General features: G+C 42.4%; 17 protein-coding genes and 1 pseudogene. 15 read left to right on the plus strand and 3 right to left on the minus strand.

Translation table 11 applies throughout. The features are described 5' to 3' along the window. Window positions 1–33: 33 nt before the first annotated feature. From ccoN to B3M51_RS10015, 6 genes are all read left to right on the plus strand, one after another. Window positions 34–1461 carry a cytochrome-c oxidase, cbb3-type subunit I gene (gene ccoN, locus B3M51_RS09990; protein WP_292758827.1) on the plus strand — a complete coding sequence of 476 codons (1428 nt, stop codon included), beginning with the start codon at window positions 34–36 and terminating at the stop codon, window positions 1459–1461. 1 nt (window position 1462) lies between these two features. Next, window positions 1463–1669 (plus strand): hypothetical protein, encoded by a 207-nt coding sequence (locus B3M51_RS09995; protein ID WP_292758830.1) that lies wholly within the window; start codon window positions 1463–1465, stop codon window positions 1667–1669. A 133-nt stretch (window positions 1670–1802) separates the two neighbouring features. After that, window positions 1803–3113, plus strand: coding sequence for a copper-containing nitrite reductase (gene nirK / locus B3M51_RS10000; RefSeq protein WP_292758833.1), 1311 nt, complete (start codon window positions 1803–1805; stop codon window positions 3111–3113). 67 nt (window positions 3114–3180) lie between these two features. After that, entirely contained in the window at window positions 3181–3408 is a 228-nt protein-coding gene (locus B3M51_RS10005; protein WP_292398917.1) for a DUF2945 domain-containing protein, read from the plus strand. Further along, window positions 3408–3965, plus strand: a complete 558-nt coding sequence (locus B3M51_RS10010) for a DUF488 family protein (protein ID WP_292758836.1) — start codon at window positions 3408–3410, stop codon at window positions 3963–3965. Before B3M51_RS10005 ends, B3M51_RS10010 begins: the two co-directional genes overlap by 1 nt. Window positions 3966–4000: 35 nt before the next feature. After that, window positions 4001–5209, plus strand: a complete 1209-nt coding sequence (locus tag B3M51_RS10015) for an NnrS family protein (RefSeq protein WP_292758839.1) — start codon at window positions 4001–4003, stop codon at window positions 5207–5209. Between the two features lie 35 nt (window positions 5210–5244). Here B3M51_RS10015 and B3M51_RS10020 read toward each other — a convergent pair whose 3' ends face one another. Then, complete coding sequence (locus tag B3M51_RS10020) at window positions 5245–5553, minus strand: hexameric tyrosine-coordinated heme protein (RefSeq protein WP_292356768.1); 309 nt, start codon at window positions 5551–5553, stop codon at window positions 5245–5247. A 98-nt stretch (window positions 5554–5651) separates the two neighbouring features. On the opposite strand from B3M51_RS10020, the gene B3M51_RS10025 reads away from it, so the two are divergent. From B3M51_RS10025 to B3M51_RS10065, 9 genes are all read left to right on the plus strand, one after another. Next, window positions 5652–6068: a MarR family winged helix-turn-helix transcriptional regulator gene (locus tag B3M51_RS10025; protein ID WP_292758842.1), complete on the plus strand. Its 417-nt coding sequence runs from the start codon at window positions 5652–5654 to the stop codon at window positions 6066–6068. A 212-nt stretch (window positions 6069–6280) separates the two neighbouring features. Beyond that, window positions 6281–6871: a TetR/AcrR family transcriptional regulator gene (locus B3M51_RS10030; protein ID WP_292758845.1), complete on the plus strand. Its 591-nt coding sequence runs from the start codon at window positions 6281–6283 to the stop codon at window positions 6869–6871. Between the two features lie 75 nt (window positions 6872–6946). Continuing rightward, the gene (locus B3M51_RS10035) at window positions 6947–7213 is read left to right on the plus strand and encodes a DUF4242 domain-containing protein (RefSeq protein WP_292758848.1); all 267 of its coding nucleotides are present in this window, start codon (window positions 6947–6949) and stop codon (window positions 7211–7213) included. Window positions 7214–7255: 42 nt separating this feature from the next. Next, complete coding sequence (locus B3M51_RS10040; RefSeq protein WP_292758851.1) at window positions 7256–8212, plus strand: quinoprotein relay system zinc metallohydrolase 2; 957 nt, start codon at window positions 7256–7258, stop codon at window positions 8210–8212. A gap of 11 nt (window positions 8213–8223) precedes the next feature. Next, window positions 8224–9024 (plus strand): quinoprotein dehydrogenase-associated SoxYZ-like carrier, encoded by an 801-nt coding sequence (locus B3M51_RS10045; RefSeq protein WP_292758853.1) that lies wholly within the window; start codon window positions 8224–8226, stop codon window positions 9022–9024. Between the two features lie 194 nt (window positions 9025–9218). Beyond that, a complete protein-coding gene (locus B3M51_RS10050) occupies window positions 9219–10370 on the plus strand; it encodes a cysteine desulfurase family protein (RefSeq protein ID WP_292758856.1) in 1152 nt (383 codons plus the stop codon). A gap of 125 nt (window positions 10371–10495) precedes the next feature. After that, entirely contained in the window at window positions 10496–11554 is a 1059-nt protein-coding gene (locus tag B3M51_RS10055) for an SDR family oxidoreductase (protein ID WP_292758859.1), read from the plus strand. 679 nt (window positions 11555–12233) lie between these two features. After that, a complete protein-coding gene (locus tag B3M51_RS10060) occupies window positions 12234–12602 on the plus strand; it encodes a 4a-hydroxytetrahydrobiopterin dehydratase (RefSeq protein WP_292758861.1) in 369 nt (122 codons plus the stop codon). 14 nt (window positions 12603–12616) lie between these two features. Then, window positions 12617–12988, plus strand: a complete 372-nt coding sequence (locus B3M51_RS10065; RefSeq protein WP_292482468.1) for a DUF2237 family protein — start codon at window positions 12617–12619, stop codon at window positions 12986–12988. A gap of 32 nt (window positions 12989–13020) precedes the next feature. Here the strand turns inward: B3M51_RS10065 and B3M51_RS10070 are convergent, their stop codons facing one another. Further along, window positions 13021–14943 carry an ATP-dependent DNA helicase gene (locus B3M51_RS10070; RefSeq protein ID WP_292758864.1) on the minus strand — a complete coding sequence of 641 codons (1923 nt, stop codon included), beginning with the start codon at window positions 14941–14943 and terminating at the stop codon, window positions 13021–13023. A gap of 39 nt (window positions 14944–14982) precedes the next feature. Continuing rightward, window positions 14983–15261, minus strand: a pseudogene (locus tag B3M51_RS10075) (hypothetical protein); the annotation flags it as partial.

The raw sequence follows: 15261 nt of genomic DNA on the forward strand, positions 1-15261 counted from the left end.
TAACAATGATAATCAAAGAATTTGGATTTCAATATGAATACTAAAGAACATCAAAATTACAATTATGATGTGGTGAAGTATTTCAGTGTCAGTGCGTGTATTTATTTAGTGCTTGGCACGGCAGTCGGCGTATGGATTGCATCAGAGCTCGCCTGGCCATTTCTTAACTTTGATATCCCCTATATTACATTTGGACGCTTACGTCCTGTCCATACCAATATCGTTGTGTATGGCTTTGGTGGATCTGTATTAATGGTGACAGCCTATTATGTGATCCAACGAACTTGCGGTGTACGACTCTGGAGCGATGCCATGGCGTGGTTCACTTTCTGGGGGTGGAATTTATATGTTATTGGCGCCATGATCACTTTGCCATTAGGTATTACCCAAGGTAAGGAATATGCAGAGCTGGAATGGCCGCTTGATATCCTGCTGGCCGTAGTCTGGCTCACCTATACGATTAACTTCATCCTCACATTGAGTCATCGAAAAAACACCCACATCTATGTTGCTAACTGGTTTTTCCTGGCCATGATGATCATGTTTACTTACTTGCATGTGATTAACAGTCTGTCGATACCAGTGAGCATGTGGAAGTCCTATTCCATCTTTGCCGGCGTTCAGGATGCGATGGTTCAATGGTGGTGGGGCCACAATGCCATTGGGTTTTATCTGACTGCTGGCTTTTTGGGAATCATGTATTACTTCGTACCAAAACAAGCTGAGCGACCAATCTATTCCTATCGTTTATCGGTCATCCACTTTTGGGCATTGATTTTTGGCTATGTCTGGCTCGGTGCTCATCATCTTCAATACACAGCGTTACCTGACTGGACAGGCTCTCTGGGTGCCGCCATTTCATTGGCGATGATCATTCCGTCCTGGGGCGGGGCGTTAAATGGGATGTTTACACTCAGTGGGGCGTGGGACAAACTTCGAACAGACTATATTCTACGTTTTTTAATTGTATCGCTCGCCTTCTACGCCATGTCCACTTTCGAAGGACCGGTGATGGCTTCCAAAACGGTCAATGCGTTATCGCATTACACCGACTGGACAATTGGGCATGTGCACTCTGGCGCTTTAGGGTGGGTCGCCATGGTTTCAATTGGCGCGTTATATCATATGGTTGAACGGATGTGGAACACCACCATGTTTTCCGTCAGCTTAGTCAATGTGCATTTCTGGTTGGCCACCATAGGCACAGCAATTTATATCACCTCTATGTGGGTGGCTGGAATCATGCAGGGGTTAATGTGGCGTGCCTATGACGAGTATGGGAATTTGTCTTATACCTTTGTAGAGTCCGTGGCACAGATGCATCCTTATTACATTATGCGAGCCATGGGAGGATTTATATTCTTTTGTGGCGCAGTAGTGATGTTATTTAATGTAATCACAACGATTTATCTTGCTAATAAAAAAGCATCAGAAATAAAAGTGACATTGCAACCAGGTTAATATGATGGATATTTTGTGGTTGTTTGCAAAAATAATTGTGGCATTTTTAACATCACATTGGCTGGTTGTGGTGACGTTTTTTATTGGCCTGTGTTGCATGCTGGTAATAGCATTATCGGTATTTCACCCAGATAATAAAAAGGTATATGACTCGCATGCCAATATTGCCTTAGAGGATTTTCTGGAAGGTGAAAAACCTCAACATTAAAAATCCAAGTCTTACTTTTCTATATTTTTATAAATGCGCATTACCGGGCTTATATTATTCTTTTTTGTTATATTCCTGATAAGTAATCTTTGGCTTTAATCGCGAAAGTCTCCGTTTTCATCTAGGAACGATAATGAATCTTTACCGGCTTTCAAATATATTGGCCATTACTGTGGCCGTGGCGTTATTACTCAGTGTGATGGTGATATTGGCTCTTGGTGGATTTTCGCTATTAGCTTATCTCAAAACCAGTTTGATCCAGATGTTTGGTTTTGTCATTGCTGCAACGGCTTCGCTATTTTTCTTTATGCGACTGATTCATCAAATGCACTCCCGTGCTTATGTCATGTCGATGGTGATATTTATTGTGGGCATAGCGCTATTTCTGTCTGTATCTATTGGCAGAATGTATATGTTTCAGTACCCGATGTACGTTGAATCATACGGTCCGGGGAAAGGCCCAGGTTTGCCCTTAAATAATGTGCTGACATTCTTTCGGCATATCGGTCAATTTGAGTGGATTGATGATATTGCTCATGATCCCAATAGTGTGCCTGCTCCAGTTACTAGTCAGAACAGCGCACCAGAAAACATAACCAAAATCACTCTGGAAACTAAAGAAGTTCTGGCTGAACTTGCGCCGGGTATCACGTTTAATTACTGGACATTTAACGGAACAGTTCCAGGACCGATGATTCGGGTTAAAGAGGGCGATACAGTCGAGCTCACATTACATAACCACGCGACCAGCCTGCATCAGCATAATATTGACCTGCATGCCGTCACCGGCCCAGGTGGAGGTGGCGAAGCCACCGTGGTCGAACCTGGCGAAAGTAAAATCATACGATTCAAAACACTCAATCCTGGGCTATTTGTTTATCACTGCGCTGTACCTAATATGGCGGTGCATATGACGCATGGCATGTATGGCCTCATTCTGGTTGAGCCTGAAGCAGGTTTGCCAGCCGTGGATAAAGAGTTTTATCTGATGCAGGGAGAGTTGTACACCACCGGTGCGATTGGCCGGAAAGGATTGCAGGTGTTTGATGCTAAAAAAATGCTCGATTCTGAACCGGAATATGTCGTGTTTAATGGACGAACCGGCGCTGTTGTCGACAATATGCAGGTGAATGTCGGTGATACCGTCAGACTGTTTATCGGTAATGGCGGAGTGGCGATGAGTTCCTCATTTCATCTGGTCGGCGAGATCTTTGATACGGTATACCCTGAAGCCTCTATGAATGGCGCGCAATTCAAGAATGTACAAACCACGAATATCCCGGCCGGTGGCGCCACTATTGTGGAGTTTAAAGTGGATTATCCTGGGAATTATGTGCTGGTTGATCATGCCTTGATGAGAACAGATAAAGGCGCCTGGGGTGTTATTGAGGCTATCGGAGAAAAAGATCCGGATATTTTTAAGGAAATAGAAACCAATCCTTAACAAAATTTTCAAGCTGAACCAGCATTGATCAGGTTCAGTTATCTAAAATTGATTTGGAGGAAGCTTTATGTCTCACAAATTCAAGGTCGGTGACCATGTCACCTGGAATTCCGAAGCAGGTAAAGTTGGAGGCACGATCAGCAAAGTTCACACACAGGATTTTGATTACAAAGGTCACACACATCGCGCATCCAAAGATGATCCTCAATACGAAATCAAAAGCGATAAAACCGATCATATCGCCGCGCACAAAGAGTCAGCACTAACAAAAACATCGAGCAAACAGAAATCATAATGCTGCCGTTTTATACCGTCGGCCACTCGACCCTTACGGTAGATGAGTTTATCCAATTGTTAAGTTCAGCAGATATAACGCTTGTGGTGGATATTCGTTCGTTTCCGCGTTCACGAACAAATCCTCAATATAACGAGGATGTTTTGCCACTCACTTTAGCCAAGCACCATATTGGTTACCTCCATCTGGCTGAACTTGGTGGACGTCGCAGCAGGATAAAAGCGATTTCAAATGAAACGAATGGCTTTTGGAAAAACCGTAGTTTCCAAAATTATGCTGACTACGCGATGACACCTAATTTTCAAGACGGTTTAGAAAAACTCATAAAATTAGGACGAAAAGAATGCTGCGTCTTAATGTGCTCTGAGGCTGTATGGTGGCGATGTCATCGCAGAATAGTGGCTGATCATCTTATTGCACGCGGTAAAAGTGTATTTCATTTAATGAACACCGACAAAATCGAACCAGCAAGCTTGACTAAAGGCGCGATTGTGCAAAACGCCAACTTAGTCACCTACCCCTATGAAGAGGTAAAAATTTCTAAGGGTACAACGTGATTTTCGCACCCTCTGTAACTCCGGGAAACTAAATTATGACGAAAGAAAGTCAACTATCTGAACAAGAAAAAGCCATCATTCCCTTATTTCGTCAGGCATTCAGACCGCTATTTTTGTTTGGGGCAAGCTTCAGTGTAATTGCCATGCTCTTGTGGGGCTTGGTTATTTCCGGACAACTTAACATCGAGTTTGTTGGTAACCAACTATTCTGGCACAGCCATGAAATGATCTTCGGCTTTGTTACTGCAATAGTCATTGGATTTTTGTTAACCGCAGTCCAGAGTTGGACAGGGCAACGAGCACCGCACGGCACCAGGTTAATAATTATCGTACTGTTATGGCTGGCCGGAAGACTGGCATTATTATTTGGTGCAGGTTTGCCACTATGGTTAGTAATAGCGATTGATCTCAGTTTTTTACCGGTAAGCGCCTGGTTATTGGCGAAACCTATTTTACGAGCCAAACAAAACAAAAACCTTTTTTTCATTCCTGTGCTGTTATTACTGACTATCTGCAATGCGTTTATGTATGCAAGTCTTGTGATGGCGCGCCCGGATATTCAGCAGGCAGGCAGTCTCAGTGCCGTTTTACTGATAACACTATTAATGTCGGTGATTGGTGGTCGTGTAATTCCCATGTTTACCGCAAATGGTACTCAAACGGCCAAAGTAAACAATATTGCCTGGCTGGATAAAACGGCACTAATGAGTGTTTGGCTGCTGTTTGCCTTACATTTTTTAATGCTGACGAAATTCATTCCATCAATCGTATTAAGCGTGTTGTTTGCTATTGCAGCAGTGCTGGTATTTATTCGTGGGTTTCGGTGGAAGATCTGGATAACGTTTCATGTTCCATTGCTCTGGTCGTTACATATCGGTTACTGGTTTATATCGTTAGGATTAGCAATGTTTTCAGCCCATTATGCCGGTCTCGACATACCGTATAGTGTGGCCTTGCATGCTTTGACTGCCGGTGCTATGGGGACAATGATTCTCAGTATGATGTCTCGGGTCTCATTGGGACACAGTGGCAGAGCATTAACACCAAAGAGATTAATGACATTGGCATTTATATTGATTATCGCCGTCGGCTTAATGAGAACTTTTATGATTTGGCTGTTACCAGCACAAATATCATTTTGGTTATGGTTTAGCGTCCTTGCCTGGGCAACGGCTTACACGCTGTATGTCATTATTTATTCACCAATATTAACGACACCCAGACCTGATGGTAAGCCGGGTTAAACCGATAACCATTACAAAGCCAAAAAAGCAGTTTTTTATTCACGCCAATAATCGTTGGCAATAGCTATTGTTTTGAATTCAATTGCCACAAGCTCAGCGGCATCCATTAACAGGGCAGGATCTTCAGCATATTTTGCTCTTACACGATGTTTGGCAGCAGCATCAGTCTGAATGGTTCCAATGGTTTTTCGTACGATTTTAATGGCCAACTGCCGGCCTTCATATGGCGTTTCGGTAATTAATGTTGGTACATAATTATCTTCTGCTGCCATCTCGTTGGCAGAAAGGTTAATGGGTAGTAACAACGGCAAAGTCATTAATAATATTGAATAGTACTGTTTCATTTGAGTTATCCTATTGTTTGTTAGCGAAATGTTCGTACACAAACAATATAACCCGAAAACAAGTAAGTCAAGTACCTATTTAAAATTACAGGATATCCATGGGACCGTTACTACAAGATCAAGTGTGTTTTGCTTTGTACTCAACAAGTGGGGAGGTCACCAAGGCATATGGAAAGCTATTAAAACAACATGGTTTAACCTACCCACAGTTTGTTGTCATGATGGGCTTATGGCAAAACGATGGTGCATCACCCACGCAGCTTGCAAAAGCAGTTGGCTTAAGCAAAGCAACCTTGTCGCCCATTTTAAGAAAGTTGGAATCTAACGGATATCTCGTCAGAGAGAATGTACCAGATAATGATAAAACCAAATCCATGGTCTTGTCTCCAAAGGGCCGTGAGTTTGCTGAAGAGGGTGAACACATTGCCAAATTGGCATTGTGTGCAACGGGTTTAAATGAGACTGAGGTTAATCAGTTAATAGCAATGTGCAATAAAATCAAAAATAATCTGTAAATAAATCAGCTACAGAGTGTTCCAGCTCAGTTGTTCTTTCTTAGTCAAAATAATGAGATTGAAAATACACCAATCAAGGCTTGATGAGATTTCTTTCTGCTTCGAGCCTTACGATTTTAATAGGTCGCTCATCTCATTACCTGAGAGTCTATATCCAATCATTTTTCACTCTGGCACTTGACTTTAAAGACGACTGGTCGTATTTTCATGATATGGCAAATCTAAAAGAATTTAAAAGAGAACAAATCCTCAATCAGGGTATTCAACTGATGATGATGCACGGTTATCACGGCACAGGGGTGAAACTACTGCTGGATACCGTGAATGTGCCCAAAGGTTCTTTTTATAGTTATTTTGAGAGCAAAGAGAATTTTACGGCAGAAGCGATCACGCATTATATCGAGCCGTTTATAACTCGGTTACAGTATTACCTGAACAATTCTGAGCTTGATGGCTTGGCCGCGATAAAAGCCTATTTTGATTCTTTGACCGAAGAGTTGGAAAGTTCTGATTTCAAAGGTGGTTGTTTGCTGGGCGATTTGATGGGGGAGATCGGTGGTGTCAGTGATGTCTGTCGCCAGGCTTTGAAAACCGCTATTAATCAATATTGCACATTATTGGAACAGGGGCTGCTATCAGCGCAGCAACAAGGAATTGTGCGTACCGATATTTCGCCTGCAACGATGGCAAGGCTGCTTTTTGATTCCTGGCAGGGTGCATTACTGCATATGAAAATTGAACAATCCATCATTCCGTTGCAACGCTTTTCTGCAGAACTTCTGGATAACTACATCACTAATTAACAAAACAAAACCAAAAAGCTTTTTTTTAGCATCAAATTAAAGACGACCGGTCGCTTATACTGAAGGAGATTAATAATGAAAAAGTTTGTAATAGAACGAGAAATTTCTGGTGCAGGTAAATTGACTCAAGCCGAGTTTGACAAGATTACCGAGACATCATGCTGCGTATTAAAAGATATGGGCCCACGAATCGAATGGGTAGAGAGCTATGTAACCGACGATAAAATCTATTGTATTTATCGTGCACCCGATGCCGATACGATTAGAGAACATGCCGAAAAAGGTGGTTTTCCCGCTAATAATATCTCTGAAGTCAAACAAATCCTGAAGCCAACGATTTAATACGATTACATGTGTTGAAACGGCTTACAACGAAGGAGGGTGATGATGCCTTACCTAACTAAAAATTCTGTCAAATTGTTAATGAAATGCTGTTTATTGATGGCGAGTGTGACGGCTCAAATATCACATGCTGATAATGGTTATGTGGTGAATGAAGTGTCCGAGGGTATTTTTTTCCATGAAGGTGTACATGAAGATGCCACTGAAGCAAATCAGGGCAAAATTGCCAATGTCGGTTTTATTATAGGTAATGATTGCATTGCAGTAATCGACACCGGTGGAAGTTATCTCGAAGGAAAATCATTACTTGCAGCAATCAGAAAACAAAGTGATTTACCGATTTGCTATGTCATCAACACGCATGTCCATCCTGATCATATTCTGGGCAATGCGGCATTTAAAGACCCCCAAACCACTTTTGTCGGCAGTGCCAAATTACCCGCCGCAATGGCCGCAAGGAGTAGCTTTTATGAAACCAGGTTCAAGGAAATTCTGGGTGATGCATACGGCAATGCTGAATTTATTGCACCTACCCACTTAGTCAGTATAGGCGAGACACAAAATATCGATTTAGGGGGGCGAAAACTGACACTTATGGCGTTCCCCACGGCCCATACCGATAACGATTTAGTAGTTCTCGACAACAATACCAAAACGATGTGGACCGGTGATTTGCTTTTTGTTGAGCGTATTCCAGCACTGGATGGAAGTATTAATGGCTGGTTGGATGCAATAGAAGAATTGAAGGAGATGGATATCGCCACTGTCATTCCAGGACACGGCCCGGTCCTTCATCAAGACTGGAAAGCAGCGCTGGAAACAGAAAAAAATTACTTCATCCTTATTCGTCAACAAATTCGCCAGATTATCAATGATATGGGCACCATCAATCAGGCAACTGAAAATGTCGGCGTGAGCGAAAAAGATAAATGGCTGCTGTTTGATGAATATCACAAACGCAATGTCACATCTGCATTTACTGAGTTGGAATGGGAATAAGGGGAATTAACATGTTTAACAATATCTTACGTCACACATTTTGTGCAGTATCTATTACTTTTATGCTATTAAACACCGCTTACGCTAAAACAGAAAAAGAACCGATGTGGCCTGTTCTAAAAGAGATATATTTTGACAATAAAACAATTTTAACCGATGCCGATGACTGGCTGGTTTTGGATGCACCAGCGCGTGCAGAAGATGCTGCAATCGTCCCGTTGACGCTTAAATCACTCAAACCTCAGACAGCGGAAAGTTATATTAAAAATATCCACATCATAATTGATGATAATCCGGATCCTTATTCCGCCAATTTTCATCTTAATCCAGCTATGGAACAGGTGGATTTGACGTTTCGCATGCGCTTTCAGCAATATTCGAATGTCCGGGCTATTGTTGAAATGAATGACGGTACGTTACATATGGTATCGCGTTTTGTGAAAGCATCAGGTGGCTGTAGTGCCCCGGTACAAAAAGACCCAGAAGCGGTTAAGTCACGGCTGGGTAAAATGCAAATCAGAATGCGTAAGCCCGAATTAGGTCATGCCGTTCCGGCCCAGGTTATGATCAGTCACCCAAACTACAATGGCTTACAGTTCGACCAGGAGACCAGACGTTATATTCCAGCACATTATGTAAAAACAATGTCGGTAAATTATGCCGAACAACCTTTATTCAGTGTCGATATGGGTATTTCCTTCAGCGAAGATCCCAGTGTGCATTTCACCTTCAAACCCACTAAATCAGGTGTTTTGAAAGCAACAGTTATTGACAGTAAAGATACTCATTACACTGCTGACAAAACTATCTGAATCAAAACCAGATACGGGTAGGTCCAATTTCCGTTTTAATTTTTAAAATATTCAGCGATCTACTTCTGCATATCAGGAGTAGATCGTTTTGTTTTCATGGTTGCAGCTGATAGGGTGACTTATTTGAATAACGTACAGTCATAAGTTTAAATGGCAGACAAAATAAACAATTCGCTTAATTACAGGAAATTATCGTGCTGATTGGCAATTCCATCTATTTAGATTATCAAGCTACAACGCCCTTGGAACCGGAAGTTCGTCAAGCCATGGCGATTTATAGTGATGATTTGTTTGCCAATCCTCATTCAGCACATTTTCTTGGCCGCCAGTCTGCTCAGGCAGCAGAAATGGCCAGATCCACAGTTGAGTCCTGTATAGGTGCATCCGCCGAAGAGATTATTTTCACTTCGGGTGCTACCGAATCAAATAACCAGGCGATTGCAAGTGTCCTGTTTGCCAATACGACGAAGCGTAATAAGATTCTTATCAGTTCAATTGAACATAAATGCATTAAAAATGCAGCGTATTTTTTTGGTCATAAACTGGGCTATCAAGTGAGCGAAATTCCGGTTGATTCAACCGGTTTAGTGGATATTAATGCGTATCAATCCATGCTTAATGATCAAGTTTTGTTCGTTTCAATTATGGCTGTCAATAATGAAATCGGTATCATTCAGCCCATTCAGAAACTTGCTGAATTAGCCCATGACGTTGGTGCAATATTTCACTGTGATGCCGCACAAGCTCTTGAAGCCATGGATATTGATGTCAAACAATGGAATGTCGACATGCTGAGTTTATCGGCACACAAGGTATATGGCCCAAAAGGGATTGGAGCGCTTTACATCAAAAACTCACTGCAAGCATCATTGCCACCGTTTATTCATGGTGGCGGTCAGCAGTTCGGTCAACGTTCAGGTACGCTGCCTACCGGCTTATCCGTAGGTTTTGCCAAAGCTATGGAATTAAGCAGGGAAGGGGCAGAGCACAACAGAACCTGGCTAACTTCCATGAGACAACGATTTCTGGAGGGGCTCAGAGACAAACATATTGATTTCACTATTAATGGCACAACTGATAACACCCATCCGGGTTGCCTGAATATCAGGTTTGCAGATGTTGATGCCACAAACTTATTGGCAGCGATGCAACCCGAAATTTGTGCATCTACTGGGTCAGCCTGTAATAGCGAATATCCCCAAGCATCACATGTTTTGTCTGCCATAGGTCTTACAGAAGCAGAAGCTACCTCATCACTCAGATTTAGTTTCGGCCGTTATACTGACACAGCACAGATTGATCATGCTATTGAAATTATTAACCGAAACTTGAAAAAGCCTGAATAAAATCAATTTGTAATTGCTCGACCCTGCAGAATTTAAAAACCGCATAGATTCTTATCTAAAGCGAGTCTATTCCATAACATCTCATAAAATAAAACTAATTTTTCATTTTTCGAAAGGAAAAAATCATGCGAAAAGGTACTGCACTAGTCGTTGGCGCCACCGGAATAACTGGCGGTAATCTGGCTTCATATTTGGTTGCCAGCGGATGGACGGTATTTGGTCTTTCACGACACGCGACTGAACAGAGCGGCATTATTCCGGTAACCACAGATCTGCTGGATGATTCGGCTACACGAGAGGCATTAGCTGGTCTGCCGATCACGCATATTTTCTACTGCACCTGGATCCGTCGCGATAATGAGAAAGCTAACATTGAGGCCAATAGTGCCATGATGCGTAATCTGTTCTCAGCGCTTGAAGATGCCGACCTACAACACGCCTCACTAGTAACCGGGACCAAACAATATCTCGGTTCATTCGAAGCATACGGTAGCGGTCGCACTGAGACACCGTTTCGCGAATCCGAACCACGCGTCCCCGGCGACAACTTTTATTATGCGCTGGAAGATGTTTTGTTCGAAACCGCCGAGCGTCAAGGCTTTTCATGGAATGTGCATCGTCCACACACAGTAATTGGCTACGCCCGAGGTAACACTATGAACATGGGCACAACACTTGCCGTTTACGCCTCGATCTGCAGAGCAACAGATAAACCATTTGTATTTCCAGGTTCGCAGATTCAATGGAATGCATTAACCGATATGACCGATGCACTGGTTTTGGCACGTCAGATGGAGTGGGCCGCCACAACTCCAGGTGCAGCAAATCAGGCATTCAATACCGTTAACGGTGATGTTTTTCGCTGGAGACGTATGTGGCGTGAAATCGGCGAGTATTTCGGTCTTGAAGTTGCGGATTGCCCTGAAACGCCGCAGCCATTGGAAAATCAGATGCGCGAAGCAGATGTGACCTGGCGTGAAATTGCTAAAAAGCATGATTTGGTTGAGACGGACATTAGTAAACTGGCTTCCTGGTGGCATACCGATGCAGACCTGGGTCGGGATCAAGAATGCGTCAACGATACGACTAAGTCTCGTGATTTTGGTTTTGATCATTTCCGCGAAACAAGAGCTGCATTTTTCGATCTGTTTGATCGTTTACGTGCTGAGAAGATTATTCCATGATTTCATTGGTTGGTAGAAACCTGATGACGATATATTTTGTAATGTGAAAAATGATTCTATCGAATCATTCAGATGGAGTACCTGAATTACAAGCCGTGCAGAATTTAAAATCTTGTGGGGTTTGGTATCGTAAAAACGCTCAGATTTTAAATTCTGAACCACCTTAGAAAACCAATCTGTTTGTCATAACGCATATTATCTGAAGTTAACTCGAAATTGGTTTTTGAGCATGGCTTATCTCGATTTCTTGTCTTTTTATAAATTCGTATAATGTATATTATGTTAAATTAAGTATTGATTAATAAGTTCTATGACGAATGTGAGTACTTAGCAACTTAATTTTGATAAGCCTATCCGTTTTGTCTTAACCCATACATTTTCAGACTAAAAAGCGATGTTTCTGTATTGGTACTAACCTAAATTAAGCACCATCCAAATTTTAAGCGTTACGATAGAAACACTATTTGTTTACCAGAAACATTCAACATTGCTAACTTGCTTAAAGATGCTAATTTCAATCAAGCAGATTGTGAGCTGAAAATCCATCTCCATGAGTTAGAATCCAAAGAATCTAAATTAAGCCCTAACGATTGCCAAACAATTCTGTAGTGAGTGTGAAACTTAATATTGCTTTACACTGACTCTCTTATCAGTTGGTTTATAAAATGAGGATGTAAATATGAGCTGGAGAGAAACTGAAAACGAGAAAACCTATTCTGATGCCGAAGTTGAACAACGACTCAAGGCTGAGTTACCTAACTGGTATCTGGAGAATGGCTGGATCCGCCGTAAATATAAAACCAGTGGTTGGAAATCCACATTAATGGTGATCAATACGGTTGGACATTTGGCAGAAGCCGCTTTTCACCACCCTGACCTGACTGCTTCATATGCTTTCGTTATTGTTAAGCTCACGAATCATGCTGCCAAAGGCATTACTGATAAAGATTTTGAGCTAGCGAGTAAAATCGAAGAAGTCGTTATGTGGCAGCCAGGCCTGATTGAAGNNCCCGATGATGCCCGTTTTAAATATATTAAATACGACTAATCATGGAACTGGAAATCAACCCTGCATTAAATGTTCTTGGTGAACCGTTGCAAAGTTGCAGTCATGATCCGCTCACTGGATTTTTCCGCGATGGATGTTGTAATACCAATGATCAGGATTTTGGCTCGCATACGGTTTGTGTTGAAGTGACTCAGGCGTTTCTTGAGTTTTCAAGGTTTCGTGGCAATGACTTAAGCACCCCTGTCCCGGATTTTGATTTTCCCGGATTAAAGCCGGGTAATAGATGGTGTCTTTGCGCACAGCGCTGGCTTGAGGCCGAACAACATGAAGTAGCACCAAAAGTCGTGCTTGCCAGTACTCATCAGCGTGCTACTGAGATTGTTCCGTTAGCGTTATTGAAAAAATATGCATTAGATTTGATGTGATGTTTACATTTTTAGTTATTGAATTTAAATAACTAAATGGTAGTTTTAACTTGTCGTTGTACAAAGAAGTCTTCGACCTGATTGATGTCCTGTGTGATCGGCATGGCGGGTAAACTCCGCATAAACACTTTGCCGTATGGTTTATTTAATAGCCGTGGATCACACAGGATCAATACACCATGATCCTGTTCATCACGAATTAACCTACCTATTCCCTGCTTTAACTGGATTACTGCAGAAGGAATTTGAATACTGCGAAACGGATTACCACCCCGCTCCCGCAGGTTATTGATACGTGCTTCCAATACCGGATCGCCCGGTGAGGCAAACGGTATTTTATCGATTAATACACAAGATAAAGCTTCACCCCGCACATCAACGCCTTCCCAAAAGCTATTGGTGCCTAACAAAACGGCATTTCCATGCTGACGGAACTCTTCCAGTAAGGTGGCTTTCGCCCCACTACCCTGTACCATTAAGGGATAATCCAGATCGGCCAGTAAATCTGCCACTTCATGCATGGCCCGATAACTGGTAAATAATAAAAAGATGCGTCCCTGACTGTGCAAAATGACTTCTTTAGCTATATCAGCAACATATTGATTGTATTGTCGATCTGAGGGTTCAACTGGAATATTTGGCAAATACAAAAGACTTTGTTTTGCGTAGTCAAATGGGCTTTCCCAACTGGCATATTCAGCGTTTTCAATGCCCAGATGCTGGCAGAAATGATTAAATTTGCCGGCGACGGTTAAGGTTGCTGAGGTGAAAATCCATGCTGCCGGTTTTTCTTCAAGCCATTGTTGAAAATGCTGACTAATTTCAAACGGGGTGGCATGTAAAACAAATCCTGTTGGTCGATTATCCAGCCACAACACCAGATTATCGTCATTTTGCTCAGAGAATAACTGAATAATATTGACTAATTCTTTAGCTCGAACATGGCATTGTGATAGCCCCGGGCTTTGTACCGCCAAAGGTTCAAGCTCTGATTCAAACACTTCAAGATAGTCCACTAACTCATTGAAGTTATTTTTAATTTCGTCATTAAACAAATGAGTTAACCAAGGCGTACGTTGTTCGACGTTGCCGATGTGCAGGCGTAATGATTGTAATTTTGCCTGTAGTTTTTCTGCGTGTAATCCCAGTGTTTTGCTGTCGGCTGCGTGTTCCTGAACTTCCTGCACGGTATCACGACATAATTCGTTGATTTGATTACTGCTGATACGATTACCGAGAAACTGGCCTGCAATTGCTGGTAGCTGATGTGCCTCATCGATTATAAATGCATCGGCTGTTGGTAACACTTCACCCTGCCCTGCGGATTTCAAGGCAAAATCAGACATCAGCAAGTGATGATTAATCACCACAATATCAGCTTCCTGAGCCCGACGACGGGCTTCCACAATAAAGCACTGCTGATATTCAGGGCACTGCTGTCCCAGACAGTTATCTACAGTCGAGGTCACTCTTGGCCATAGATTTGATTGGTTTTCCAGTAGATCTGACTCGCTTAAATCGCCATTTTTGGAGCTTTGTGACCAATCACGTAATGACCTTAACGTGTCGCTTTGTGAAAGTAGTAAAGGATCCTGTTCGGCGAGCGTCAATCGGTGATGGCATAGATAATTACTACGCCCCTTAAGGATGGCTGCCTGAAATGGTACGGCCAACGCTTTACGCAATGTGGGTAAGTCGCGTCTGAATAATTGATCCTGAAGATTTTTGGTACCAGTAGAAATAAAGACTTTTTGACCAGATAAAATCGCTGGTGCCAGGTAGGCAAATGTTTTTCCAGTGCCGGTACCCGCTTCAGCGACTAAAACTGTAGCAGAGGCCAGAGTATCGGCAATACGCTGAGCCATTTCCTGTTGTGCCTGACGTGGATGATATCCCTTGATTTGCCTGGCAAGAATGCCGCCATCGGCAAAAATCTGTTGTAAATCATCCTGCATAACAACGTCCGTACAACTCCATTAACCTGCCAACATAAATCACGTAGCCTGATTATCCCAGACTTCAGGTTCTGCTCCATTTTCAGCCGTCCAGATCCGTTCGCCGATAATTTTGAATTGGGCGATAGACATGGCACCACGTTTTTTACGATTACTCTCACGATCATTCAGGGCTTCCTGGATAATCTGCTTGGAAGCATAAAATATTTCTATTGGCTGATATTCATCATCAAACAATACCAGTAACACCCCATCCCATTCCTGAGCGGGGTTCAATTGACCAATTCGTGGGGTGGATTTACTGGTATCAAAAATGGC

This window comes from Methylophaga sp. UBA2689 (assembly GCA_002354555.1).
In the GTDB taxonomy this organism is placed as follows: Bacteria; Pseudomonadota; Gammaproteobacteria; order Nitrosococcales; family Methylophagaceae; genus Methylophaga.

What these genes read in the sequence shown, in the direction of transcription:
- B3M51_RS10045 (WP_292758853.1), top strand. Translation starts at nt 8,224, where the DNA reads ATGTTTAACAATATCTTACGTCACACATTTTGTGCAGTATCTATTACT.
- B3M51_RS10025 (WP_292758842.1), top strand. Translation starts at nt 5,652, where the DNA reads ATGGGACCGTTACTACAAGATCAAGTGTGTTTTGCTTTGTACTCAACA.
- B3M51_RS10005 (WP_292398917.1), top strand. Translation starts at nt 3,181, where the DNA reads ATGTCTCACAAATTCAAGGTCGGTGACCATGTCACCTGGAATTCCGAA.
- B3M51_RS10040 (WP_292758851.1), top strand. Translation starts at nt 7,256, where the DNA reads ATGATGCCTTACCTAACTAAAAATTCTGTCAAATTGTTAATGAAATGC.
- B3M51_RS10070 (WP_292758864.1), bottom strand. Translation starts at nt 14,943, where the DNA reads ATGCAGGATGATTTACAACAGATTTTTGCCGATGGCGGCATTCTTGCC.
- B3M51_RS10020 (WP_292356768.1), bottom strand. Translation starts at nt 5,553, where the DNA reads ATGAAACAGTACTATTCAATATTATTAATGACTTTGCCGTTGTTACTA.
- B3M51_RS10035 (WP_292758848.1), top strand. Translation starts at nt 6,947, where the DNA reads ATGAAAAAGTTTGTAATAGAACGAGAAATTTCTGGTGCAGGTAAATTG.
- nirK (WP_292758833.1), top strand. Translation starts at nt 1,803, where the DNA reads ATGAATCTTTACCGGCTTTCAAATATATTGGCCATTACTGTGGCCGTG.
- B3M51_RS09995 (WP_292758830.1), top strand. Translation starts at nt 1,463, where the DNA reads ATGATGGATATTTTGTGGTTGTTTGCAAAAATAATTGTGGCATTTTTA.
- B3M51_RS10015 (WP_292758839.1), top strand. Translation starts at nt 4,001, where the DNA reads ATGACGAAAGAAAGTCAACTATCTGAACAAGAAAAAGCCATCATTCCC.
- B3M51_RS10030 (WP_292758845.1), top strand. Translation starts at nt 6,281, where the DNA reads ATGGCAAATCTAAAAGAATTTAAAAGAGAACAAATCCTCAATCAGGGT.
- B3M51_RS10010 (WP_292758836.1), top strand. Translation starts at nt 3,408, where the DNA reads ATGCTGCCGTTTTATACCGTCGGCCACTCGACCCTTACGGTAGATGAG.
- ccoN (WP_292758827.1), top strand. Translation starts at nt 34, where the DNA reads ATGAATACTAAAGAACATCAAAATTACAATTATGATGTGGTGAAGTAT.
- B3M51_RS10055 (WP_292758859.1), top strand. Translation starts at nt 10,496, where the DNA reads ATGCGAAAAGGTACTGCACTAGTCGTTGGCGCCACCGGAATAACTGGC.